At 55.9% G+C, this 23,879-nt stretch carries 23 protein-coding genes; 10 read left to right on the top strand and 13 right to left on the bottom strand.

The window, feature by feature from the left end; genetic code table 11:
* Positions 1 to 93: 93 nt before the first annotated feature.
* The 4 genes from cysB (at position 94) to acnA (ending at position 4,792) form a co-directional block, all read left to right on the top strand.
* Entirely contained in the window at positions 94 to 1,068 is a 975-nt protein-coding gene (gene cysB / locus BMF08_RS16460) for an HTH-type transcriptional regulator CysB (RefSeq protein ID WP_072568618.1), read from the top strand.
* 338 nt (positions 1,069 to 1,406) lie between these two features.
* On the top strand, positions 1,407 to 1,547 hold the full coding sequence (locus BMF08_RS16455; protein WP_234007231.1) for a YmiA family putative membrane protein: 141 nt from the start codon (positions 1,407 to 1,409) through the stop codon (positions 1,545 to 1,547).
* Positions 1,548 to 1,853: 306 nt separating this feature from the next.
* Positions 1,854 to 1,946, top strand: a complete 93-nt coding sequence (ymiC, locus tag BMF08_RS21370) for a small membrane protein YmiC (RefSeq protein WP_234007187.1) — start codon at positions 1,854 to 1,856, stop codon at positions 1,944 to 1,946.
* Between the two features lie 170 nt (positions 1,947 to 2,116).
* On the top strand, positions 2,117 to 4,792 hold the full coding sequence (gene acnA / locus BMF08_RS16450; protein ID WP_072568616.1) for an aconitate hydratase AcnA: 2,676 nt from the start codon (positions 2,117 to 2,119) through the stop codon (positions 4,790 to 4,792).
* A gap of 47 nt (positions 4,793 to 4,839) precedes the next feature.
* Here the strand turns inward: acnA and ribA are convergent, their stop codons facing one another.
* Positions 4,840 to 5,427 carry a GTP cyclohydrolase II gene (gene ribA, locus BMF08_RS16445; RefSeq protein WP_072568615.1) on the bottom strand — a complete coding sequence of 196 codons (588 nt, stop codon included), beginning with the start codon at positions 5,425 to 5,427 and terminating at the stop codon, positions 4,840 to 4,842.
* A 200-nt stretch (positions 5,428 to 5,627) separates the two neighbouring features.
* Here ribA and pgpB point away from each other — a divergent pair, with 200 nt between their 5' ends.
* The 5 genes from pgpB to yciH all read left to right on the top strand — a co-directional run bounded on the left by pgpB (position 5,628) and on the right by yciH (position 9,310).
* A complete protein-coding gene (pgpB, locus tag BMF08_RS16440) occupies positions 5,628 to 6,389 on the top strand; it encodes a phosphatidylglycerophosphatase B (RefSeq protein ID WP_072568614.1) in 762 nt (253 codons plus the stop codon).
* Positions 6,390 to 6,571: 182 nt separating this feature from the next.
* The gene (locus BMF08_RS16435) at positions 6,572 to 6,880 is read left to right on the top strand and encodes a LapA family protein (RefSeq protein WP_072568613.1); all 309 of its coding nucleotides are present in this window, start codon (positions 6,572 to 6,574) and stop codon (positions 6,878 to 6,880) included.
* Positions 6,881 to 6,886: 6 nt separating this feature from the next.
* Positions 6,887 to 8,056, top strand: a complete 1,170-nt coding sequence (gene lapB, locus BMF08_RS16430) for a lipopolysaccharide assembly protein LapB (RefSeq protein ID WP_072568612.1) — start codon at positions 6,887 to 6,889, stop codon at positions 8,054 to 8,056.
* Positions 8,057 to 8,245: 189 nt separating this feature from the next.
* Positions 8,246 to 8,983 (top strand): orotidine-5'-phosphate decarboxylase, encoded by a 738-nt coding sequence (gene pyrF / locus BMF08_RS16425; RefSeq protein WP_105310582.1) that lies wholly within the window; start codon positions 8,246 to 8,248, stop codon positions 8,981 to 8,983.
* Positions 8,984 to 9,310, top strand: coding sequence for a stress response translation initiation inhibitor YciH (gene yciH, locus BMF08_RS16420; protein WP_072568610.1), 327 nt, complete (start codon positions 8,984 to 8,986; stop codon positions 9,308 to 9,310).
* A 106-nt stretch (positions 9,311 to 9,416) separates the two neighbouring features.
* On the opposite strand, the gene osmB is transcribed toward yciH, so the two are convergent.
* The 3 genes from osmB to BMF08_RS16405 all read right to left on the bottom strand — a co-directional run bounded on the left by osmB (position 9,417) and on the right by BMF08_RS16405 (position 10,849).
* Complete coding sequence (osmB, locus tag BMF08_RS16415) at positions 9,417 to 9,635, bottom strand: osmotically-inducible lipoprotein OsmB (protein WP_072569457.1); 219 nt, start codon at positions 9,633 to 9,635, stop codon at positions 9,417 to 9,419.
* A gap of 262 nt (positions 9,636 to 9,897) precedes the next feature.
* Positions 9,898 to 10,656, bottom strand: a complete 759-nt coding sequence (gene yciT / locus BMF08_RS16410; protein ID WP_072568609.1) for a DNA-binding transcriptional regulator YciT — start codon at positions 10,654 to 10,656, stop codon at positions 9,898 to 9,900.
* Positions 10,657 to 10,666: 10 nt separating this feature from the next.
* Positions 10,667 to 10,849 carry a YciZ family protein gene (locus BMF08_RS16405; RefSeq protein WP_072569456.1) on the bottom strand — a complete coding sequence of 61 codons (183 nt, stop codon included), beginning with the start codon at positions 10,847 to 10,849 and terminating at the stop codon, positions 10,667 to 10,669.
* Positions 10,850 to 11,040: 191 nt separating this feature from the next.
* On the opposite strand from BMF08_RS16405, the gene BMF08_RS16400 reads away from it, so the two are divergent.
* A complete protein-coding gene (locus tag BMF08_RS16400; RefSeq protein ID WP_072568608.1) occupies positions 11,041 to 11,907 on the top strand; it encodes a crotonase/enoyl-CoA hydratase family protein in 867 nt (288 codons plus the stop codon).
* Here the strand turns inward: BMF08_RS16400 and pdeR are convergent.
* The 9 genes from pdeR to sapA form a co-directional block, all read right to left on the bottom strand.
* Positions 11,904 to 13,895 (bottom strand): cyclic di-GMP phosphodiesterase, encoded by a 1,992-nt coding sequence (gene pdeR, locus BMF08_RS16395; RefSeq protein ID WP_072568607.1) that lies wholly within the window; start codon positions 13,893 to 13,895, stop codon positions 11,904 to 11,906. The two genes, BMF08_RS16400 and pdeR, sit on opposite strands and share 4 nt — an antisense overlap.
* 316 nt (positions 13,896 to 14,211) lie before the next feature.
* Positions 14,212 to 16,146 (bottom strand): exoribonuclease II, encoded by a 1,935-nt coding sequence (locus tag BMF08_RS16390; RefSeq protein ID WP_072568606.1) that lies wholly within the window; start codon positions 16,144 to 16,146, stop codon positions 14,212 to 14,214.
* A gap of 78 nt (positions 16,147 to 16,224) precedes the next feature.
* Positions 16,225 to 17,373, bottom strand: coding sequence for a carboxymuconolactone decarboxylase family protein (locus tag BMF08_RS16385; protein ID WP_072568605.1), 1,149 nt, complete (start codon positions 17,371 to 17,373; stop codon positions 16,225 to 16,227).
* Between the two features lie 181 nt (positions 17,374 to 17,554).
* Positions 17,555 to 18,343: an enoyl-ACP reductase FabI gene (fabI, locus tag BMF08_RS16380; RefSeq protein ID WP_072568604.1), complete on the bottom strand. Its 789-nt coding sequence runs from the start codon at positions 18,341 to 18,343 to the stop codon at positions 17,555 to 17,557.
* 158 nt (positions 18,344 to 18,501) lie between these two features.
* The gene (sapF, locus tag BMF08_RS16375; protein WP_072568603.1) at positions 18,502 to 19,308 is read right to left on the bottom strand and encodes a putrescine export ABC transporter ATP-binding protein SapF; all 807 of its coding nucleotides are present in this window, start codon (positions 19,306 to 19,308) and stop codon (positions 18,502 to 18,504) included.
* A 1-nt stretch (position 19,309) separates the two neighbouring features.
* A complete protein-coding gene (gene sapD, locus BMF08_RS16370) occupies positions 19,310 to 20,302 on the bottom strand; it encodes a putrescine export ABC transporter ATP-binding protein SapD (protein ID WP_072568602.1) in 993 nt (330 codons plus the stop codon).
* Positions 20,302 to 21,192, bottom strand: a complete 891-nt coding sequence (gene sapC / locus BMF08_RS16365; RefSeq protein WP_072568601.1) for a putrescine export ABC transporter permease SapC — start codon at positions 21,190 to 21,192, stop codon at positions 20,302 to 20,304. Before sapC ends, sapD begins: the two co-directional genes overlap by 1 nt.
* Positions 21,179 to 22,144: a putrescine export ABC transporter permease SapB gene (sapB, locus tag BMF08_RS16360; protein WP_072568600.1), complete on the bottom strand. Its 966-nt coding sequence runs from the start codon at positions 22,142 to 22,144 to the stop codon at positions 21,179 to 21,181. The genes sapC and sapB overlap by 14 nt, the downstream gene beginning before the upstream one ends.
* A complete protein-coding gene (sapA, locus tag BMF08_RS16355; RefSeq protein WP_072569455.1) occupies positions 22,141 to 23,787 on the bottom strand; it encodes an ABC transporter substrate-binding protein SapA in 1,647 nt (548 codons plus the stop codon). The genes sapB and sapA overlap by 4 nt, the downstream gene beginning before the upstream one ends.
* Between the last annotated feature and the right edge of the window lie 92 nt (positions 23,788 to 23,879).

Raw genomic sequence — 23,879 nt, 5'->3', positions numbered from 1 at the left:
GGCATTAATGATATAGTGGTTATAGTTAAGTCATTTCTTATTATTAAATCGTCTTAAACGATTGCTCGTCAGCGCTCAACCGGATGGTCCGTCATGAAACTACAGCAGCTTCGTTATATCGTTGAGGTGGTGAATCACAACCTTAATGTCTCCTCTACCGCTGAGGGGCTATACACCTCGCAACCCGGCATCAGCAAACAGGTCCGTATGCTGGAAGATGAGCTGGGGATCCAGATTTTCGCCCGCAGCGGCAAGCATCTTACCCAGGTCACGCCAGCCGGTGAGGAGATCATACGCATCGCCCGTGAAGTGCTCTCCAAAGTTGATGCCATTAAGTCGGTGGCGGGAGAGCATACCTGGCCGGATAAAGGCTCGCTCTACGTCGCGACCACCCATACCCAGGCGCGTTATGCGCTGCCCGGCGTAATCAAGGGCTTTATTGAGCGCTACCCACGTGTTTCGCTGCATATGCACCAGGGCTCGCCGACGCAGATTGCGGAAGCCGTCTCCAAAGGCAATGCTGATTTCGCCATCGCCACCGAAGCGCTGCACCTGTATGACGATCTGGTCATGCTGCCGTGCTACCACTGGAATCGTTCGATTGTCGTCACGCCCGATCATCCGCTGGCGGGCAAACAGTCGGTGAGCATTGAGGAGCTGGCGCAGTACCCGCTGGTTACTTATACCTTTGGCTTTACCGGCCGTTCAGAGCTGGACACCGCCTTTAATCGCGCCGGGCTGACGCCGCGTATCGTCTTTACCGCCACGGACGCTGACGTGATCAAAACTTATGTGCGCCTGGGTCTTGGGGTAGGGGTGATCGCCAGCATGGCGGTTGATCCGGTATCGGATCCGGATCTGGTAAAACTGGACGCACAGGACGTGTTCAGCCACAGCACCACGAAAATCGGTTTTCGTCGCAGCACTTTCCTGCGCAGTTATATGTATGATTTTATTCAGCGCTTCGCACCACATTTAACCCGTGACGTGGTGGATACCGCGGTGGCATTGCGTTCAAATGATGATATTGAAGCCATGTTCCAGGACATTAAGCTGCCAGAAAAATAATTTCCTGCGGTATCTTCCCGCCCGGGAAGATACCCTTTTATCGCCCTAAACCTAAATCAGAATTATCATCATCTGCCTTAACTCACATTTCCCCGAGTGATTCCTGTCACAACTTAACCGCAATTGTGTCGTGTTTTCGCGACAAAAGTAGAAAGTAATTTACGGGTCCGCAAATTTTATTCTTCAATTATTTATTTCCGGTCAAAAGATTGAATATTTAACTGGAAATCATTGGTAAATTCGCTGGCTTTTTTCCTAAACTTATTTTAGGATTTGTCTCATCTAGTGATTACTTATACCTATTGTTAGGTGTCAAAATGATAAGTGATGTCGATTGTGTGAGGTTAGCAATGCCATCAGGAAGCGACGAATCGCAAAGGGATCACGCGCTGAAACGCAAAGCCTGGCTGGCGGTGTTTCTTGGCTCAGCCCTGTTCTGGGTGGTTGTAGCCTTGCTGGTGTGGAAATTTTGGGGTTGAGAATGGTGTTTACGGGGCAGTTCGGCACAGTGAAGCCAGTATGTCAGTTACATGACAAGCCTCTTAGCGCCAAAAAGGACGCCGAGGTGCGTATTCCTGACGAATGGGAACTCACCCCGCAGCAGCGTGCCTTTATTGAAACGTTCGCAGAAGACGAACCAAAAAAACAATAATTTAACCAACAGCGTGGGCGCGAAATTAGCCTGACGCCCAGCGGTCTTTTGTACTTCTTAATAAATACACCTCAGCAATATAGAAACGGGTAACAACCCGGTGTGGCGCTTGATTAATTCGTAGGGTGTATAAATGATAAATAATCTCAAATACTGGTCATGGATGGGCGCATTCACCGTCTCGGTTATGTTCTGGGGACAACTGGTCTGGATGATGGCTCACTAACCGCATAAAAACCTCGCTTAAGCGGGGTTTTTTGTTTTTATCCCTTCAATGGTTTTACCTCTTTTATCAATTTGAGTTGTTATCAAAACGTTACAGCATGTTTGTGTTATCTTTAATACAGACCCTGATGATAATCAGGGAATTGCAATCCCTGTATTAAGGAGGAGCTTATGTCGTCGACCCTACGCGAAGCCAGTAAGGACACATTGCAGGCTGAAAACAAAACCTACCATTACTACAGCCTGCCCCTGGCCGCAAAGGAACTTGGGGATATTTCCCGTTTGCCCAAGTCGTTAAAAGTGTTACTGGAAAACCTGCTGCGCTGGCAGGATGGTGAGTCCGTCACTGAGGAGGATATCCATGCCCTCGCAGGCTGGTTGAAATCCGCCCACGCCGATCGTGAAATCGCTTATCGTCCCGCCCGCGTGCTGATGCAGGATTTTACCGGCGTTCCCGCTGTTGTTGATCTCGCCGCCATGCGTGAAGCCGTGAAACGCCTTGGTGGCGATACCACTAAAGTTAACCCGCTTTCCCCTGTTGATCTGGTTATCGACCACTCTGTCACCGTCGACCATTTCGGCGATGACGACGCCTTTGAAGAAAACGTCCGTCTGGAAATGGAGCGTAACCACGAACGCTATGTGTTTCTGCGCTGGGGCCAGCAGGCCTTCAGCCGGTTCAGCGTTGTGCCGCCTGGCACCGGCATCTGCCATCAGGTCAACCTGGAATATCTGGGTAAGGCCGTCTGGAGCGAGCTGCAGGATAAAGAGTGGGTCGCTTATCCGGATACCCTGGTCGGCACCGACTCCCACACTACCATGATCAACGGGCTGGGCGTGCTTGGCTGGGGCGTGGGCGGTATCGAAGCGGAAGCCGCCATGCTTGGTCAGCCTGTATCCATGCTGATCCCGGATGTGGTGGGCTTTAAGCTCACCGGTAAACTGAGCGAAGGCATCACCGCCACTGACCTCGTGCTAACCGTGACGCAAATGCTGCGTAAACACGGCGTGGTGGGTAAGTTTGTGGAGTTTTATGGCGACGGTCTCGACTCCCTGCCGCTGGCGGACCGGGCCACTATCGCCAATATGGCGCCGGAATATGGCGCGACATGCGGATTCTTCCCGATTGATGACGTGACGCTTGAGTACATGCGTCTTAGCGGCCGCAGCGACGATCAGGTGGCGCTGGTGGAAGCCTATGCGAAAGCGCAGGGCATGTGGCGTCAGCCGGGTGATGAACCTGTCTTTACCAGTACCCTGGAACTGGACATGAGCAGCGTCGAAGCCAGCCTTGCCGGACCAAAACGTCCGCAGGATCGCGTGGCGCTGGGCGATGTGCCAAAAGCCTTTGCGGCCAGCACCGAGCTGGAGCTCAATACCGCCCAGAAAGATCGTCAGCCGGTGGATTATGTTCTGAACGGTCATCAGTATCAGCTGCCAGATGGCGCGGTGGTCATCGCAGCCATTACCTCATGTACCAACACCTCGAACCCGAGCGTGCTGATGGCGGCCGGTCTGCTGGCGAAAAAAGCCGTCACCCTCGGGCTGAAGCGTCAGCCGTGGGTGAAAGCCTCGCTGGCGCCCGGCTCGAAAGTGGTATCGGATTATCTGGCGCAGGCGCGTCTGACGCCGTATCTCGATGAGCTGGGCTTTAACCTGGTGGGCTATGGTTGCACCACCTGTATCGGTAACTCCGGCCCGCTGCCGGATCCTATCGAACAGGCGATCAAAAAAGGCGATCTGACCGTCGGGGCCGTGCTTTCCGGCAACCGTAACTTTGAAGGTCGTATTCATCCGCTGGTGAAAACCAACTGGCTGGCCTCGCCGCCGCTGGTGGTGGCCTATGCGCTGGCCGGCAATATGAACATCAACCTGGCAACCGATCCGCTGGGCCACGATCGCAAAGGCGATCCGGTGTATCTGAAAGATATCTGGCCGAGCGGACAGGAGATCGCCCGTGCGGTAGAGCAGGTGTCCACTGACATGTTCCGCAAGGAGTATGCGGAAGTGTTTGAAGGGACTGACGAGTGGAAGTCCATCAAAGTGGAAGCCTCCGATACCTACGGCTGGCAGTTTGACTCCACCTACATCCGCTCCTCGCCATTCTTTGAGGAGATGGAAGCCCAGCCGAAGCCGGTAGAGGATATTCAGGGCGCGCGCATTCTGGCGATGCTCGGCGATTCTGTGACCACTGACCATATCTCACCGGCGGGCAGCATTAAAGCCGACAGCCCGGCGGGACGCTATCTGCAAAACCATGGCGTGGAGCGCCGCGATTTTAACTCCTACGGTTCACGACGCGGTAACCACGAGGTGATGATGCGCGGCACCTTCGCCAACATCCGCATCCGCAACGAAATGGTGCCCGGTGTGGAAGGGGGCATGACGCGCCATCTGCCGGGCAGTGAAGTGATCTCCATTTATGATGCCGCGATGCGTTATCAGCAGGAGGGCACGCCGCTGGCGGTGATTGCCGGTAAAGAATACGGTTCCGGCTCCAGCCGTGACTGGGCGGCGAAAGGCCCGCGTCTGTTAGGGATCCGCGTGGTGATCGCTGAATCTTTCGAGCGTATCCACCGTTCTAACCTGATCGGCATGGGCATTTTGCCGCTGGAGTTCCCGCAGGGCGTGACCCGTAAAACGCTGGGGCTGAGCGGGGAAGAGCGGCTGGATGTGGAAGATCTGACCGGACTTAAACCTGGTGCGACGGTACCGGTACGCCTGACCCGCGCCGACGGCTCGCAGGAAGTGATTTCCTGTCGCTGCCGTATTGATACGGCAACCGAGCTGACTTACTACCAGCACGGCGGGATCCTGCATTACGTGATCCGCAACATGCTGCACTGATAACCCTTCACGCTAGCCCGGCGGGACATACCGCCGGGCTTTTTTTATTAATCCAGCAAATGCCCCATTTTCGCGGCCTTGGTATCAAGGTAATGCGCGTTTTTCGGGTTGCGTCCGACGATCAGCGGTACGCGTTCAACAATATTAATGCCTGCTTCGGTGAGGATCTCCACCTTGCGCGGGTTGTTAGTCAGCAAACGCACTTCGTCCACGCCCAGTAGTTTGAACATGTCCGCGCATAAAGTGAAATCACGCTCATCGGCGGCAAAGCCGAGCTGGTGGTTTGCTTCTACAGTGTCGTAACCCTGATCCTGTAACGCATACGCGCGGATTTTATTCAGCAGCCCAATATTACGGCCTTCCTGACGATGATAGAGCAGGATGCCGCGGCCTTCTTCGGCAATATGGGACAGCGCCGCTTCCAGCTGGAAACCGCAGTCGCAGCGCAGACTGAACAGGGCATCGCCGGTCAGACACTCTGAATGGACGCGGGCAAGCACCGGCGTCTGGCCTGAAATGTCGCCATAGACCAGCGCAACATGGTCCTGCCCGGTGGCCAGTTCTTCAAAACCCACCATCAGGAAATCGCCCCATGGGGTTGGCAGTTTGGCTTCTGCCACACGTTTAAGCTGCATGTGATTCTCCGGATTTATTCTGGCACCTGACGTGCCTTGTCGCCCTCAGGCTTTCATTCTGGGGGTATTTTGCCACAAGGCGGCCAACTTCTCTAATTGCGTCAACGGGCTGTAAAGATTAAGCGCACAAATCCGTCACTCCTGCCGGTGATGTTGTTTTTCAGTTACTATTAAGCGGCCTGGCACATAAAGGAGAGAACATGCTGTCTATTGTAAAGCGCACCATGGCGGGGGTGGGGATATTACTGATTATGCCGCTGATAGTATGGGGATCCGGCTGGCAGTGGACGCCAGGTAACAACAGCGCGTGGCTGAAGGCGCTGTACTGGGTAACCGAAACGGTGACGCAGCCCTGGGGGATCATCACCCATGTGCTGCTCTGCGGCTGGTTTTTATGGTGTCTGCGATTTCGTCTGAAAGCCGCGCTGATGCTTTTTGTGATCCTCGCCGCCGCTATCCTAATCGGGCAGGGCGTGAAGTCCTGGGTGAAGGATCGGGTGCAGGAGCCGCGGCCTTTTGTCATCTGGCTTGAAAAAACACACCATATTCCGGTTGATGAGTTCTACACTTTAAAACGTAAGGATCGCGGGCATCTGGTAAAAGAGCAGCTGAGCGGTGAAGAGAACATTCCGGCGTTCTTGCGCAAACACTGGCAAAAAGAGACCGGTTTCGCTTTCCCGTCAGGGCATACCATGTTTGCCGCCAGCTGGGCGTTGCTGGGCGTAGGTTTGCTGTGGCCACGGCGGCGCACTATCACTATTGCCGTGCTGCTGATGTGGGCGACGGCGGTGATGGGCAGCCGCATGCTGTTGGGAATGCACTGGCCACGCGATCTGGTGGTCGCCACGCTGATTTCCGGACTGCTTGTCACCTTCGCCACCATGCTGGCGCAGCGTATCTGCGGGCCATTAACGCCGCCGGTCGAAGAGAAGAAAGAGATCGCCGACCGCGACGACGAATAATATTATCGACGGGCCTGATGGGTTAACGCGCATTCGGGGTTGAAATAGCGAATTTCGCCCGCAAATCCATCAGGTCACTCGCTTTTCCATTTCGTCCAGGTCGCGAAAATGGTAGGTTATAAGGCTGGATGCAGTCAGTTGAACAGAATTTATTCGCTCCAATCCACATAACGGGACGTAATGTGAAATATTTACTCATTTTCTTACTGGTGTTAGCGATTTTTGTCATTTCGGTCACGCTGGGTGCACAGAACGATCAGCTCGTCACATTCAATTATTTGCTGGCGCAGGGTGAATTCCGTATTTCAACGCTGCTGGCGTGTCTGTTTGCCGCAGGCTTTGTGATTGGCTGGCTGGTATGCGGACTGTTCTGGCTGCGTGTGCGTGTTTCGCTGGTACGCGCGGAACGTAAAATTAAACGACTTGAACATCAGCTTGCCCCCGCAAACGACGTTCCCGTAACGACCGGCACGCCGTCCGTCAAGGAATAACATTATATGCTTGAGTTGTTGTTTCTGCTGTTGCCCGTAGCGGCCGCGTATGGCTGGTATATGGGGCGCAGAAGCGCGCAACAAACAAAGCAGGATGAGGCAAACCGACTCTCGCGTGATTACGTGGCGGGTGTTAACTTTCTGCTTAGTAATCAACAGGATAAAGCGGTTGACCTGTTCCTCGATATGTTAAAAGAGGATACCGGAACCGTTGAGGCCCATCTCACCCTCGGAAACCTCTTCCGCTCGCGTGGCGAGGTTGACCGCGCAATCCGCATTCACCAGACGCTGATGGAAAGCGCCTCGCTGTCTTACGATCAGCGTCTGCTGGCCGTACAACAGCTGGGCCGCGATTACATGGCGGCGGGTCTGTACGATCGCGCTGAAGACATGTTCAATCAGCTGGTTGACGAAACCGACTTCCGTATCGGCGCGCTGCAACAACTGCTGCAAATTTACCAGGCGACCAGCGACTGGCAGAAAGCCATTGATGTGGCCGAACGTCTGGTCAAGCTGGGTAAAGATAAACAGCGTGTCGAAATCGCCCACTTCTACTGTGAGCTGGCGTTACAACAGATGGGCAACGACGATCTGGATCGTGCCATGGCGCTGCTGAAGAAGGGAGCCGCTGCCGATCGCAACAGCCCGCGCGTTTCCATCATGATGGGCCGCGTGCTGATGGCGAAAGGGGAGTACGAAAAAGCCATCGAAAGTCTGCTGCGTGTGGTGGATCAGGATAAAGAACTGGTCAGCGAAACGCTGGAGATGCTGCAAACCTGCTATCTGCATACCGGTAAAACCGATGAGTGGGCGGAATTTCTTCAGCGCTGCGTGGAAGAGAACACCGGCGCGGTAGCCGATCTGATGCTGGCGGATATCGTCGAGCAACGTGAAGGGCAGGATACGGCGCAAATGCTGGTGACGCGTCAGCTCCAGCGTCAGCCCACCATGCGCGTGTTCCACAAACTGATGGATTACCATTTGCAGGAAGCGGAAGAAGGGCGCGCGAAAGAGAGCCTGATGGCGTTGCGTGACATGGTGGGCGAGCAGATCCGCAGTAAGCCACGCTATCGCTGCCACAAATGCGGCTTTACCGCTTTCACCATGTACTGGCATTGCCCGTCCTGTCGCGCGTGGTCCACCGTCAAGCCCATTCGTGGCCTTGATGGTCAGTAATATTAAAAAAAACCCGCACTTTAGTTACAACATACTTTTTGTTCCCATGCATAACTACTGCGACATCGTGCCCTTATCGCCTGGTAGCAAAAAAATGCATTCTGTCCTTTTCAACGGCGCGCAGGTAGAATGCACGCCGTTTATTCTTATTGCGCCTGCGCGGGTGCCCATCATCAGGAAGGTCTGATCATGACGTCTACTGCTACATCCTCTTTTGCCGCTGTAACGCATTCCCCTGTGGTTGTTGCCCTTGATTACGCCGATCGCCATCAGGCGCTTGCTTTCGTCGACCGTATTTCCCCGTCGGATTGCCGCCTGAAAGTCGGGAAAGAAATGTTCACGCTGTTTGGCCCGCAATTTGTCCGCGACCTGCAACAGCGCGGCTTTGACGTCTTCCTGGATCTCAAATTCCACGATATTCCCAATACCACGGCACATGCGGTAGCCGCCGCCGCAGAGCTGGGCGTGTGGATGGTGAACGTTCATGCCTCCGGCGGGGCGCGAATGATGAGTGCGGCCCGTGAAGCGTTGATGCCTTTCGGTAAAGATGCGCCGCTGCTGATTGCTGTGACGGTCCTGACCAGCATGGAAGCGAGCGACCTGCATGATTTGGGGATCACCAGCACTCCGGCGGAACATGCCGAACGCCTGGCGCGTCTGACGCAAAACTGTGGGCTTGACGGCGTTGTCTGTTCTGCACAGGAAGCCGTGCGTTTTAAAAGCGAACTGGGGCAGGCCTTCAAACTGGTCACGCCGGGTATTCGTCCACAGGGCAGTGATGCTGGCGACCAGCGCCGCATTATGACGCCGGAACAGGCGCAGGCTGCCGGTGTGGATTACATGGTCATAGGCCGTCCGGTTACGCAATCTGCCGATCCGGCGCAGACGCTGAAGGCCATTAATGCTTCATTACGTGTGGAGGCCTAAATGAAGGATGCAAACAGCCGGCTGGTCTATTCCACCGACAGTGGACGTATCGATGAACCCAAACCGGTGGTCGAGCGCCCGAAAGGTGACGGTATTGTCCGTATCCAGCGTCAGACCAGCGGCCGTAAAGGGAAGGGCGTCTGTCTGATTACTGGTATTGATGCCAGTGACGAGGAAATTGCCCGTCTGGCCGCGGAGCTTAAAAAGAAATGCGGTTGTGGTGGTTCAGTGAAGGATGGCGTAATTGAAATTCAGGGCGATAAACGCGACCTGATTAAATCATTACTGGAAGCCAAAGGTATGAAGGTAAAACTGGCTGGCGGTTAACCGGATAAATAAGATAAGGCCACGGCAAATGCCGTGGCCTTTTAATTCACTGCGAATTTACGCAATAACGCCAGTATATATTCTGTACTGCGCGACACCTGTACGATTATTTACCGACCTGGTGACCCACAATACCACCGACTGCCGCGCCACCTAATGTGCCGAGTGTGCTACCGTCGGTTAATACTGCGCCGCCCAGTGCGCCTGCGCCTGCGCCAATCGCGGTATTACGATCGCGTTTAGACCAGTTAGAACAAGCACTCAGAGACATTGCCAGCGTTACCGCCAGTACCGCTGTAGCCATTTTTTTACCAGATAACATCATCATACTAATCTCCTGAAATAGGTATCCACGGAAAGAATTTCTCTATGAGTATAGTGCCTGTTCAGCAAACTTAAGTTCATTTCCGTAAATTATGTTGCGCAGGTGTTACTATAGATCACGTGAGTGATAGTTACGTCCTGTTATATCGTTCAACATAATTTTACTTCCTGCCGCTAAACGAGACAGGTAAATAGTCTTAATTGACAGGTCGGAAAACTCTCAGAGATGAAAGGTAAGCCCGCGCATGGCGGGCGCTGGCGAGTTATTGTGCGGAAGCTTTTTTTACTATATCGACAATCAGTCCGGATTGCGTTAATTGCGCCTGCTGCGCTGCATCCAGTTTTTCATCGGTAATTACCCGGTTAAATCGTCCCATTGGCCCTAAAGTATAGGGATGTACCGCGCCGAATTTTGAGCTGTCAGTGAGCACAATGGCTTCGCAGCTTTTTTCCAGTACCGCGTTGACTACATCGGCCCGCATCATATCCCGTCCGGTAAAGCCTGTTTCCGGCTGCCAGCCGTCAATGCCAATAAACGCCTTGCTGAAATGCACCTGCTGAACATACTGGCGCGTAAGCGGGCCAACCATGCTTTCGCTTCTCTTCTGATAAATGCCCCCCAGCAGGATCACTTCGCAGGCCGTCTCTTTTAACAGATGGGCGATGTAGGCGCTGACGGTAATAATAGTGATGTCTTTCTCATCGGCCAGCGCGCGGGCCAGCAGGGCATTGCTGCTGCCGTTTTCGATAAATACCGTTTCACCGGGAGACACCAGCGACGCGGCAAAGGCGGCCAGTTCGCGCTTAAGGGTGAAGTTACTCATCATGCGGGTTTCCACATCGTCGCTTTCCAGCGGCACGGCATAGCCATGGGTGCGGCGCAGATAACTTTGCTTCTCCAGGGTGTTCAGATCCTGACGGATAGTAACTTCAGAAACGCCGGTTGTTTTCGCCAGCTCGGCCACGCTGACGCGGCCCTGGTCAATGACCATTTGCAGAATAATTTGTTGTCGGGAATTCATAGCGTCTTATTCAGATTTCCCAGGGTGTTTTTGGCGCACCCTGCGGGGATATTTGCCCGGCGGCGTCAAGGGCGAGTAATTCGTCTTTCAGGATTTCCAGATTATGGATGGCGGAGTGGTAATCACCCGCCACCAGAATGTCCAGCACCGTATCAATACGTCCTGCCAGTTGCTTTGCGTCGATGTCGGCCATGTCGTCACCCTGTATCGAAAAGTTAATAAATTCAATGATGCAGAAATTAGTGTAAAAAGAGAAGGGAAAAAAGGAAATCTTAAAAAAGCATAAGTACCAATTATAAATTAGCTTACGCACATACTGCCTGGTTTGCTCCTGCATTAGTCTAAATCTGCGCGCAATGCGCTTTAATTAATGAGGAAAAGACCATGACAGTTACCAACCATGCATCATGCAAATTGTTCACTGATACAGAGCGCTTTACCCAACTGGCAGGCTACTACGAAGAGGAACGTCGCACGGTCTGGATGATGTTACGGGCGCAACCCCGCCCATGCTTCAATCACGGACTGATTGAGGAGATCATGAATATTTCCTGGCTGGTCAGGCAGGCGGGGTTCGCGGTGGATTTTTGGGTAACAGGCTCACTGGTCCCCGGTATTTATAACGCCGGAGGCGATCTGGGTTTCTTCGTTGACTGCCTGCAAAATGGCCGTCGTGAAGCGCTACGGGCTTACGCGCGAGCCTGTGTCGACTGTGTGCACGCCGCTTCACGCGGTTTCGATACCGGGGCGATCAGTCTGGCGATGGTGGAAGGCAGTGCGCTGGGCGGTGGCTTTGAAGCCGCGCTGGCGCACCATTTTGTGCTCGCGCAGCGGGACGCACGCCTGGGCTTCCCGGAAATCGCCTTTAACCTGTTTCCTGGCATGGGGGGATATTCGCTGGTCGCCCGGCGTTCGGGCATGAAGCTGGCCGAGGAGTTGATCTATAAAGGCGAATCCCATACGGCGGAATGGTACGAACCTAAAGGCCTGGTGGATGAACTCTTTGAACCGGGGCAGGGGGCGGTTGCCGTGCGCACCTTCATCGATACGCTGCAACCGCGTCTCAATGGCGTCCGTGCCATGCTGCGCGCGCGTCAGCGGGTCATACAGTTGCCTCGCAGTGAACTGATGGACATCACCGAAGACTGGGTGGACGCGGCGTTCTGCCTGCAACCCAAAGACATCGCCTACATGGAACGTCTGGTGCAGTTACAAAACCGGCATGTCGCCAGTCTGAGTAAAGCCAGCTAACGCGCTTTGCGCGTCAGATAACGTTTATACCATCGCTCGAATACGGCTGCGGGCATGGGCTTAGCAAAGAGAAAACCCTGCCGTTCATTGACGCCATTCTTCGTGAGAAAGGCGTCTTCTTTGGCGCTTTCCACTCCTTCCGCAATCACCTGCAAATTAAGCGCCTGAGCCACAGCGACAATGGCCCGTACCAGCGATTGGGAAATTGGCTGCTTATGCACATCACGCACAAAGGACTGATCGAGCTTAATGGCATCCAGCGGGAAGCGCGCCAGCTGCGACAGCGACGAATAGCCGGTACCGAAATCATCCAGATGCACCTGCGCCCCCAGCGCGCTGAACTGCTGGATCACTGACAGCGCCAGCTCCTCGTTTTCAATCAGGCAGCTTTCCGTTAACTCAACGTCGATCGGACAATATTCAAAATTGAGATCGCTCAGCGCCTGTTTCAGATCGCTGAAAATAGTCTGATCCGCCAGCTGACGGGCCGAAACGTTCACCGCCACGCGCAAATGAATGCCCTTGTCGCGCCACTTCGCCACCTGCTGCACCACGTTGAGCATGACCCAACGTCCCAGCGGCACAATCAGCCCGGACTCCTCGGCATAAGAGATAAACTCCATGGGGCCAATTAAGCCGCGCTCCGGCGACTGCCAGCGCACCAGCGCCTCCAGGCTGCGGATCTCGCCGCGCCAGGTCATTTTCGGCTGATAGTGGATCAGCAGCTGATCGTTCTCCAGCGCCTTACGCAGATTGGTATCCAGCCACAGGTATTCAAATACCCGCTGATTCATTTCTGGTGAGAAGACGCAGAACTTACCGCGGCCGCTCTCTTTGGCAGTATACATCGCGGTATCCGCGTTGCGGATCACGCTCTCGCGATCGTTGCCGTGCTGCGGCGCAAGGGAAATCCCCAGCGAACAACCGGTATAGACTTCGATAAGCCCGATGCGGAACGGCTGGCGCAGGCGCGTCAGAATACGCGAGGCCATGGCTTCCAGCGTACTCTGCGACGAATTCGTCGCCAGCACGATAAACTCATCGCCGCCCAGACGCGCCAGCACCTGGCCTTCTTCCAGGCAGCTTAAAATCGCCAGCGACACCGCCTGTAACAGCTGATCGCCAAACATATGCCCGTAGGCATCGTTCACCTTTTTAAAATTATCCAGATCGAGATAAACAATGCCCACCTGCGTATCGTCGCGGCAGGCAATGGCATCGCTGATCAGTTCATGGATGGCATTGCGGTTCGGCAGTCCGGTAATGGTGTCGGTGTTGGCCAGTACGCGCAGCCGCTCCTGAGCCCGGCGCTCTTCGGTAATGTCGGTGCCGGAACAAATCAGGAAAATTTCGTTTTTGCCGCTGCCGCTGTGCACAAATTTATTGCGAAACAAAAACAGTCGCTGGCCTTTGCGCGTCTTGATCCAGCGCTCCACTTCATAGGAACTGCCGTTGCGGAAAAACTCGCTGATATTACGCTTTGAGGCGAGCGCCTCGCTGCGGCTCATAAATAATTTAAAAACGTTCTGCCCGATAACTTCCTGCTCGCGCATCCCTGTATATTCTTCAGATAGCCGGTTAAAGCGCTGGATGTTGCCGTGTCGATCAAGGATCACAATGACCGAATTGGCTTCGGATACCACCTGTTCCGCAAAGGACAACCCCTGCACCAAATCACGGGCTACGGAGGAAGTATCATTCCAGGAAGACGCCGTACCCGCCCACTCTTTTTTCGATATCTTGCGGCCCACCAGATGCAGCGGCACGTCATCGCCAAACATGGAAATGGTCATGGTCAAACTGGTGGTAATCACCGTCATTTCACGGATCGTATCCGCCTGATGATCGCTCAGCGCAAACACCTGGCTGATGTCTGCGGTTTCACTCGCGGCAAGATGAAGTGCGTTGCTGTCAGCGGTGAGACGCCAGAAAGGGCTGGTGGTCCCAAGGTAACGAAACAGCAAATTTTGCTCCACATCGTCTTTCATGCAGTCTCCCATTCCACCCAAAGCGCAACAGAACCTTATAACGGTGAAGTTTTCACACTGACTCTCCACAGGAGCAGGTTGAACTTACTGTTTTCCATTCGCATTCTTATAATAAAGCGTGGCTAACAAATTGCATATCTATTGCTAAACTCTTGTTCTGAACGACTTTTCATGCGTAAAAGTGCATAACTAAGTGTGGCTGTTTTTAGCCAAATGTGGGGGAAAAAATCCGGAATTTTGACGTAGCGCGGCAGACGTCAGGAGAGAGTAACGGTCTCGCCAGAACAGCGAGACCGGTTTATATACCGTTCGGCTTTTATGCCACAGGTCGGGCGATCACGCTACGGGTTTCCATACGCACCTCGGCGATGGTCACATCAATCACATCAGTGACTTTATACACCGTCTCGCCTTTGATCTGCACGGTACCGCTTTCCTGGCTGCATACCATTTCGTCGCGCACCGCATGGATGAACGGGGCGGGAATAAAGGCCACCGCGCCATTATCCACCAGACGGACGCGCATCCCGCCACGGCTGATGTCGATGATCTCTGCGGCAAAGCGCGTATCGGTTCCGGCTTTGTCTTTCAGGAAACGGGCATACAGCCAGTCGCCGACATCGCGCTCCGCCATACGGTTAAGGCGACGGCGTTCGGTCATCTGCACCGTGGTATCGTCCTGCGGACGGGCGATGGTTTCATTTTTGATGATCGCTTTCAGCAGACGATGGTTGATCATATCGCCGTACTTACGGATCGGTGACGTCCAGGTGGCATAGGCCTCAAGACCGAGGCCAAAGTGCGGGCCTGGCTCGGTGCTGATTTCCGCGTAAGACTGGAAGCGGCGAATGCGGCTGTCGAGGAAACCAGACGGCTGTGCGTCCAGTTCACGACGCAGCTTGCAGAAGCCGTTCAGCGTCAGCACTTCTTCGGCATCCACATGCAGACCGTGGGTGCTGAGCAGGGCCGCCAGCGCTTCGCCATTAGCCGGATCGAACCCTAAATGTACGTTGTAGATGCCGAAACCGAGCTTATCGCGCAGCACGCGGGCGGCACAGATGTTGGCGGCAATCATCGACTCTTCAACAATGCGGTTAGCGATGCGGCGCGGCTCGGCAACGATGTCCAGCACTTCGCCTTTTTCGCCCAGCACAAAGCGGTAATCCGGACGGTCTTTAAACACCAGCGCATGGGTGGTGCGCCATTCAGCGCGGGCAAGGCAGATACGATGCAGCAGACGGATCTGCGCGGCGATGGCATCCGTCGGCGGCGTCCAGCCATCTTTGCCTTCCAGCCAGTCAGAGATCTCGTCGTACACCAGCTTGGCTTTCGACTCGATGGTAGCGGCGAAGAATTCAATATTGTCTTCGATAGTGCCGTCAGCGCTGATGGTCATGCGGCAGGCCAGCGCCGGGCGCAGGGTCTGCGGACGCAGTGAACAGAGATCGTCAGAAAGCTCGCGCGGCAGCATCGGGATGTTAAAGCCCGGCAGATAGTTAGTGAAAGCACGAACTTTAGCGATGTTGTCCAGCTTGCTGTCCTGGGCTATCCACGCTGTCGGATCGGCAATGGCCACCGTCAGTTGCAGGCGGCCATCCGCCAGCTCTTCGGCGTACAGGGCATCATCCATATCTTCGGTGCTGGCGCTGTCAATGGTGACGAAATCCAGGGCGGTCAGATCGACACGCTCAAGGCCCTCGTCCAGCATTTCGGTAGCGACGCCGTTCGGCGCTTCTTTTTCCAGATTGTGACGGGCAAGGGTCACCCACCACGGCACGAAATGATCGTCGCCGAAGGTAATAAACTGGGTCAGTTCTGCATAAAAGCCGCGATCGCCTTTCAGCGGGTGACGGCGCATTTCTGCAACCGCCCAGTCGCCATCGGCAAAATTGTGCTCGACACCGCGCGCCGGTCGGCACTGGATGGCGTCTTTCAGCAGGGGATGGTCAGGGACGATGGACAGACGATCGTCTTTTTTCTGCACTTTACCGACGAAGCGCGACAGGAAAGGTTCAACCAGTTCCTCCGGCTCGGCGGATTCACGTTCTTTTTCGCTATGGATCACCGCGATAATACGGTCGCCATGCATCACTTTTTTCATCTGCGGCGGCGGAATGAAATAGCTTTTCTGCGCATCAACTTCGAGGAAACCAAAGCCTTTTTCCGTGGCTTTGACGACGCCTTCCGCGCGAGGCGTCTTAGAATGTAATTGCTGTTTTAGCTGAGCAAGCAGCGGGTTGTCCTGGAACATAATTTTGTATTTTCGTGGCCAAAAGAGCGGCTGACAGTTTTACGCGAATACGGGGGGCGCAGCAAGCGCTCTTTCGCGTTACTGGCGCTCACCCAGCGCGATTTTCAGACGGTTCAACCAGCCGCATAACCCGCTCCACGCCAGCAGCGAGAACGCCTGATGGGTGGTAAAACCCTGCTCAGTAAGCGGAATAAACTGCGCGGCGCTAAAGCGATCCGCCGCCCGGGTCAGCAGTTGTACGGCGACAATAACCGCCCGCGTTTGTGCGTCGTCCTGACTCCATGCCAGCAGCGCCTGCTCACCGTCCTGCAACGCGGTGCGCAGCGTCTCATCGCGTTGCGCGCTGGCCGCAAAACAGTCCACGCTGCCGTTAATGCGCGCGGTCAGTTGCGCCACCAGCTGCACTACCGCCGGGGGGAGTTCAGCCCGTAAGCCGCTTTCCAGGATCGCGCCGAGTTCATTAAGCACAACATGCTCATGGGCCAGCGACGCCGCCAGCACGCGCAGCTCCGGCTGCGTCTGCCATTGCGCATGGGCTTCCAGCTGGCTTGCGCTGGCGCGGCGCAGTTCTACGCCGCTGAAGGCCGCGGACCAGCCGTCAGCCCCGGCGCTAAAGCGTTCTGCATCAGCCCAGGCCTGCATTTCCATGCCTGGCAGCCAGCGCACCGGCATGCCCTGCATCGCCTGAAACGCGGCGACCACGCGCGCCTGAAAACCGATAAAGCCGATGATCTGATCCATCAAAATAATGTCGTCGCAGGTCAGGCCAACCTCATCAAGCTGCTGCCGGGCGCGGTTATCAATCACCTCCGGCGAGCTGGCGAGCTGCCGGGCGTACTGGGTGATTTGCGCCAGACGGCGGTTACTTTCCCGTGAGGGATCCGGGCCATTGAGCGGCGCGAGGCGTGCGGCATAGTGATTGCACAGCCGCTGGACGCCATACACCTGGGCTGCGGTCAGCGCCGTGCTGAGGCGGTCGTAAGCGGTAAAGGTGCGCAGGCGGCTCACGGCTACCTGCTGCGGAAACAGACGGGCGCACAGATTGCGTGCCGGGCGTAGCCAGGAGTCACAGGCGGCAAGCATGTCGTTCGTCAGCGGTAAATCCAGCAAAAAGCGGTCGTTAACGGTGGCGGCTTCGGGAACTAATGGTAGCGCGGGAGTCTGGCCGGTACTCGACTGGGTTTCATGATACCAGTGACCTTTGCCGGAAAAACGGCGTTGTTCCATGAGCGTTCCTTGATCTGAAAGTGACGATCCGGAGACGTGACATCAGGATGCGCCGGATCTTTTTCGCAGCATTATCCTGGCGTAAGCGGGAAGGAGGATGAAATATTGTTGGGTGATAACAAAGATCAGAAAGGCATAACGGGGAAAACACCCCCTCCGGGCGGAAGGGGCGTCAGGGGGATTATTTCAGTTCCAGCTCGTTCATCGCGGCGATGCTGAAGCCGCCGTCAACGTGAACCACTTCACCCGAAATACCGCCGGAGAGGTCAGAGCACAGGAAAGCGGCGCTGTTGCCCACATCTTCGATGGTCACAGTGCGACGGATCGGGGTGACCGCTTCGCAATGAGCCAGCATTTTACGGAAGTCTTTAATACCAGACGCCGCCAGGGTGCGGATCGGACCGGCAGAGATGGCGTTTACGCGCACGCCTTCCGGGCCCATAGCGTTCGCCATGTAACGCACGTTCGCTTCCAGAGACGCTTTTGCCAGACCCATCACGTTGTAGTTCGGGATAGCGCGCTCTGCGCCCAGGTAGGAGAGGGTCAGCAGGGCGGAGTTCGGGTTCAGCATTGCGCGACAGGCTTTTGCCATGGCCACAAAGCTGTAGGAGCTGATGTCGTGCGCGATTTTAAAACCATCACGGGTTACGGCGTTCACGTAGTCGCCATCCAGCTGATCGCCCGGTGCGAAACCGATGGAGTGTACGAAACCGTCGAATTTCGGCCAGCTTTTAGCCAGTTCGGTAAACAGCGCTTCGATGCTCTCATCTTCCGCTACGTCGCACGGAAGCACCAGGCTGGAGCCCAGGTCAGCGGCGAACCCTTCGACACGGCTTTTCAGCTTGTCGTTCTGGTAGGTAAAGGCCAGCTCTGCGCCTTCGCGATGCATTGCCTGTGCGATACCCCAGGCAATGGAGAGTTTACTGGCAACGCCAGTAATCAGAATGCGTTTACCGGTAAGAAAACCCATAGTTTTGAATCCTTATAGTTTCTGCTCATTTTATGACTTAATAATCATCAGGTTACGATTATTAAGTCACAATTATTCAACACTAACGGTAAATTATATCCCACTGACAATGGGATCTGTCACGTTATTTTTCCCGCGGTACGCTGCTGCGCCACAGGTCAGACATCTTTACGCCAGGCGTCAGCGGTTAAGGCTTCGCCAAAATGCCCGGCAATCAAGCGCCGGGTCAGCTCATGCAGCGGCGACGCCAGCACGTCGGCGGTGCTGCCGCGCTCCACCACTTCACCCTGGTGCATTACCAGCACCTGGTCGCTGATATGCTTCATCATGCCGATATGCTGGGTAACATAAATATATGAAATACCCTGTTTTTCCTGTAACTCCAGCATCAGATTAATCAGCTGCGAGCGCATCGACATGTCCAGCGAGGCCAGCGCTTCATCGGCAATAATGACCTGCGGACGCAGGATCAGCGCGCGCGCCAGCCCCAGACGCTGTTTCTGGCCGGGGGCCAGCATGTGGGGATAGTAGCTGACGTGATCCGGCAGCAGCCCGACCATGCGCAGCGTTTCGGCGATGCGCTTGCGGCGCGCTTCCGGCGTCAGATCGGTGTTCAGCCGCAGCGGAAAATCGAGGATCTGCGAAACGCGCGAACGCGGATTCAGCGAGGTGGAGGGATCCTGAAAAATCATACGGATGCGCTGGCTGCGGAACGAGTAATCGCCATAGTGCAGAGGATGATCGTTGATGCGCAGCTCGCCGGTGGTCGGCTCGGTCATGCCCACCAGCATTTTTGCCAGCGTCGATTTGCCGGAGCCGTTCTCGCCAATAATCGCCAGCGTCTGTTTCTCGCGCAGGGTAAAGCTGAGCGGTTTTACCGCCTCCAGCGTCTGACGGCGGAACCAGCCGGTGCGGTAGCGGAAGGTTTTGCTCAGGTTATGCACTTCAAGCAGCGTTTCCGGCATCTTATTCGCGCTCCATATTCAGGGGAAAATGACAGGCGAAAAGATGGTTTTTAGGCCCCGCGAGACGCGGCGTATCGATACATTTGCGCTGCGCATAGGGGCAGCGCGGCCCCAGACGGCAGCCTATCGGTAACTGTTCAAGCAACGGAATGGCTCCCGGCAGGGTGTTTAGACGGCTTTTGTGCGGCATCGGGCTGCCAAAATCCGGAATGGCGCGGATCAGCGCCTGGGTATAAGGATGATGCGGCGTGCTGATCAAATCCTCGCTCGGCGCGGTTTCCACCGTCTGGCCGCAGTACATCACGTTAATGCGATCGGCCCACTGGCTCAGCATTTGCAGGTCATGGCTGATCAACAAAATGGTGGTGTTATTGTTCTGATTAAGCCGGGACAGCAGGCGGAAAATCTGCGCCTGGGTGGTTGGCTCCATGGCGTTGGTCGGCTCATCGGCGATCAGCAGACGCGGCTGGTTGGCCAGCGCAATGGCGATCATCACTTTCTGGCACTCGCCTTCGGTCAGCTCGTAGGGGAAGCTGCGCATCGCGTCTTTATGATCTTTAATGCCCACCCGGTGCAGCAGCTCGATGGCGCGGCGTTTGCGCCAGCCGAAACGCTGCCACCAGCGGCCTTTATAGGTCCAGCCGGAGATATTCTGCATTAGCTGTTTGCCGACGCGCTCGGAAGGATCGAGACAGGACTGCGGCTCCTGGAAGATCATCGACACGTTATGGCCGAGCAGCTTACGCCGCTCGCGCACGGAGAGGCGCATCAGATCGATGTCGTCAAAACGCATACGGTCGGCGGTGACGCGCCAGTTATCTTTGTTGACGCCGCAAATCGCCTTCGCGACCAGGCTTTTGCCGGAGCCGGATTCGCCCACCAGCCCGCGGATCTCCCCTTCGGCCAGCGTAATGCTCACCCGGTCAACGGCGCGAACCCACTGCTCGCCAATTTTGACCTCAATGGTCAGATTACGAATATCGAGTAACGGCATTATTCCACCCCCGCATTGACCGCACGACGGATCCCGTCGCCCAGCAGGTTAACCAGCAAGACGCTCAGCATGATCGCCACGCCCGGCAGCATTACTGTCCAGGGCGCGACATAAATCAGCTCCAGCGCGTCGCCAAGCATTGCGCCCCATTCCGGGGAGGGCAGTTGCGCCCCCAGATCGAGAAAGCCCAGCGCCGCAATATCCAGAATGGCCATCGACAGGGCGCGGGTAATTTCCGTCACCAGCCCGGCGGTCATATTCGGCAGCACGGCGAACCACAAAATGTTCATTGTCGTCGCGCCATCCAGACGGGCGGCAACCACATACTCTTTTTCCAGCTCATCATGCACCAGACTGTAGACCGAGCGCACCATGCGCGGTAGCAGCGCCAGCCAGACGGCAAACATCGCGTGGCTGAGGTGTGGGCCGGAAAAGGCTACCACAATGATTGCCAGCAGCAGCGAAGGGATCGACAGCAGCGTATCCAGAATATGATTCAGTACCGCCGAGCGTAGCCCGTGCGTCGCTCCGGCGACCACGCCCAGCACCAGCCCGCACAGGGTTGCCGCGAGGGTCACCAGAAACGCGCCGCCCACCGTCGGGGCCGCGCCGCTGAGCAGACGGCTCAATACATCACGCCCCAGATCGTCAGTGCCAAGGAAAAACGACACTTCACCGTAGCGCGACCAGGACGGCGGCAGCAGCTGATAGCCCAGGAACTGCTGATCGATGCCATAAGGCGCAAACCAGGCGCCAAACAGGCACAGCAGCATCAGACCTGCGCAGCCGTACAGACCGACCATCGCGGCGGTATCGCTGTAAAATTTGCGCCAGACGTTGCGCAGCGCGCCGGGGGCGCGCTTTTCGCTGTAGACGTTATCGGAGGGCATACCATTCCTTATGTTTCAAGGGGTTCGCCAGCGCGCCCACAATGTCAGAAATCACGTTCACGATGATCACCAGTGCGCCAATCACCATTACGCCTGCGGAAATCGCCGCGTAATCCTGCTGGCGGATAGCGTTGATCATCCAGCGTCCCAGCCCCGGCCAGCTGAACACCATTTCAGTGATCATCGCCAGCGTCAGCATAGTGGAGAACTGCAAACCGAGACGCGGGATCACTGGCGGCAGGGCGTTGTGCAGCACATGGCGGCGCAAAATCGTCAGCCGCGACACGCCGCGCGTGGCCGCGGCTTTAATATAATTCTGCTCAAACACATCGATGGTGCTGATGCGCATCAGGCGGATCACTTCTGTGGTCGGAGCCACCGCCAGCGTCAGCACTGGCAGCACCATATGGCGCAGGGCGCTCACGATCATCTCATCGCGCCAGGGCGAATCCGACAGCCAGGCGTCGATAATGGCAAAGCCGGTCACGGTTTTCACTTCATACAGCAGATCAAAGCGTCCGGACACCGGCAGCCAGCCAAGGGTGAGCGAGAAAAACAGCGTCAGCAGCAGCGCCAGCCAGAACACCGGAATGGAAAAGCCGAGCAGCGCCAGCGCGCTGATAAATTTATCCTGCCATTTATTGCGCGAAATTCCCGCCAGCATACCGACGGGAATGCCGAGCACCAGCGCAAAGGTGAAGGCCAGAATGCACAGCTCCATGGTGGCCGGAAACACATCTTTTAACTGTTCGGAAATCAGCTGGCCGTTAATGCTGGAGACGCCGAAGTCCCAGTGCAGCACGCCGTTAAACCAGAACGCCCAGGCGTTCCACAGCGACGCCCCTGACAGCGGCGCATGGGGCGTAAAATAGCTCAGGCTGAAGGCGACAAAGGTCAGCAAAAACAGCGTGACCATCAGCAGAAGTATGCGCCGCAGCGTAAAAATGATCATGGCTGTTTATCCTCAGAATGCTCTTTTTCACGCGACACGCCCGCAAAAGAGGCGTTACCAAAGGGACTCAACACCAGGCCTTTCATATCGTACCGATAGGCCTGCAAACGCAGCGATGAGGCCAGCGGCAGCACCGGCAGTTCACGGGCGAGAATGGTTTGCGCCTCGTCGTAAGCCTCAATGCGCGACGCCAGCTGCTGCGAACGCAGGGCTTTTTGCAACACGTTATCGAATTCACGGTGGCACCAGTGGGCGAAGTTGGTCTGCGATTCGATCGCCGCGCAGCTCAACAGCGGACGGAAGAAACTGTCCGGATCGTTACTGTCCGTTGACCAGCCGGAAAGGGTGAGATCATGATTCATGTCCATCAGGCGCGCTTCCTGAAAACGGCCCTCTACCGGCACGATCTTCACCGTTACGCCCACCTGCGCCATATCCGCCTGGATCAGCTCCGCCGTTTTCAGGGGGCTGGGGTTCCAGGCCTGGGAGCTGGTCGGCACCCACAGCTCAAGGGTCATGTTTTCCAGTCCCAGCGCTTTAAGCCGTGCGCGCGCTTCATCGGGATTGTATTCGGTAATTTTCGCTTCGTTATCATAGGCCCAGGAGGCGCGGGGCAAAATCGACGCAGCGGTTTCGGCGGTGCCATAGTAAATAGACTGCATCAGCCGCTGATTATTAATCGCCAGCGCCAGCGCGTGGCGCACCTGCGGATTATTCAGCGGCGGCTTGTCGGTATTAAACGCCAGATAAGCGATGTTCATGCCGGGGCGCAGCGTCAGGCGCAGACGCGGATCGTCGCGCAGGCTGGTAAGCTGGCTGGCGGCGGGCCAGGCCAGCACATCGCATTCGCCGGTCAGCAGTTTGGATAACCGTCCGGTGCCGCCGGAGCCGAGATCGACCACCACCTGCGGCATCAGCGGCGTGCCACGCCAGAATCGTTCGTGACGTTGTAACCGAATATACTGCCCGGCGCGGTAATCGCCGAGCTGGAACGGGCCGGTGCCGACCGGCTGACGATCCAGTAGCTCCTGATGGTCGTTCTTCGCCAGATCCGCGGCGTACTCTGCCGACATCACCGACGCGTAATGGGTCGCCAGATGCCAGAGGAAAGACGCATCCGGCTGGCGCAGACGAAACTCCACGGTGCGGTTGTCGATTTTGCGCACGCTCTCCACGGTATCGGCGAATTGCAGGCTGTCGAAATAGGGGAAGCTGCTGCCGTTAATGTTATGCCACGGATGTTTGCGGTCGAAAATACGCTGGAAGGTAAAGGTCACATCGTCCGCATTCAGCTTACGGGTGGGTTTAAACCACGCGGTGGTCTGGAAGGACACGTCGTTGCGCAGACGAAAACGGTAAGTTGCGCCGTTGTCCAGCACTTCCCAGCTTTCCGCCAGCTCCGGCACCAGCCGGTAGGTGTAAGGATCGACATCCAGCAGGCGATCGTACAGCTGGGCGGCGAGGGTATCGACAATCAGGCCGCTGCTGGCTTTTTGCGGGTTAAAGGTGTTCACCTGACCGTTCACGCAGTACACAAAGCCGCTGTCACGAATATCGCGGGCGGCGGGCGGCACAGGCTCGCCCTGCGCCAGTCCGCTTAACAGACCGGCGCTCATCAGCAGAGACGATAAAATTAGGCGCATAATTTCTTTGGTTTTAAGACTGATCTGCAAAGTGTATCGCACTTAACGCCGCCGCGTAAAAATGTCTGCGGATAACTGGCGGAAAAGTCATC

Source organism: Enterobacter sp. SA187 (assembly GCF_001888805.2).
Taxonomy (GTDB): domain Bacteria; phylum Pseudomonadota; class Gammaproteobacteria; order Enterobacterales; family Enterobacteriaceae; genus Enterobacter_D.
The sequence above is the reverse complement of the archived record's forward strand: the minus strand, read 5'-3'. Positions and strand labels throughout refer to the sequence as shown.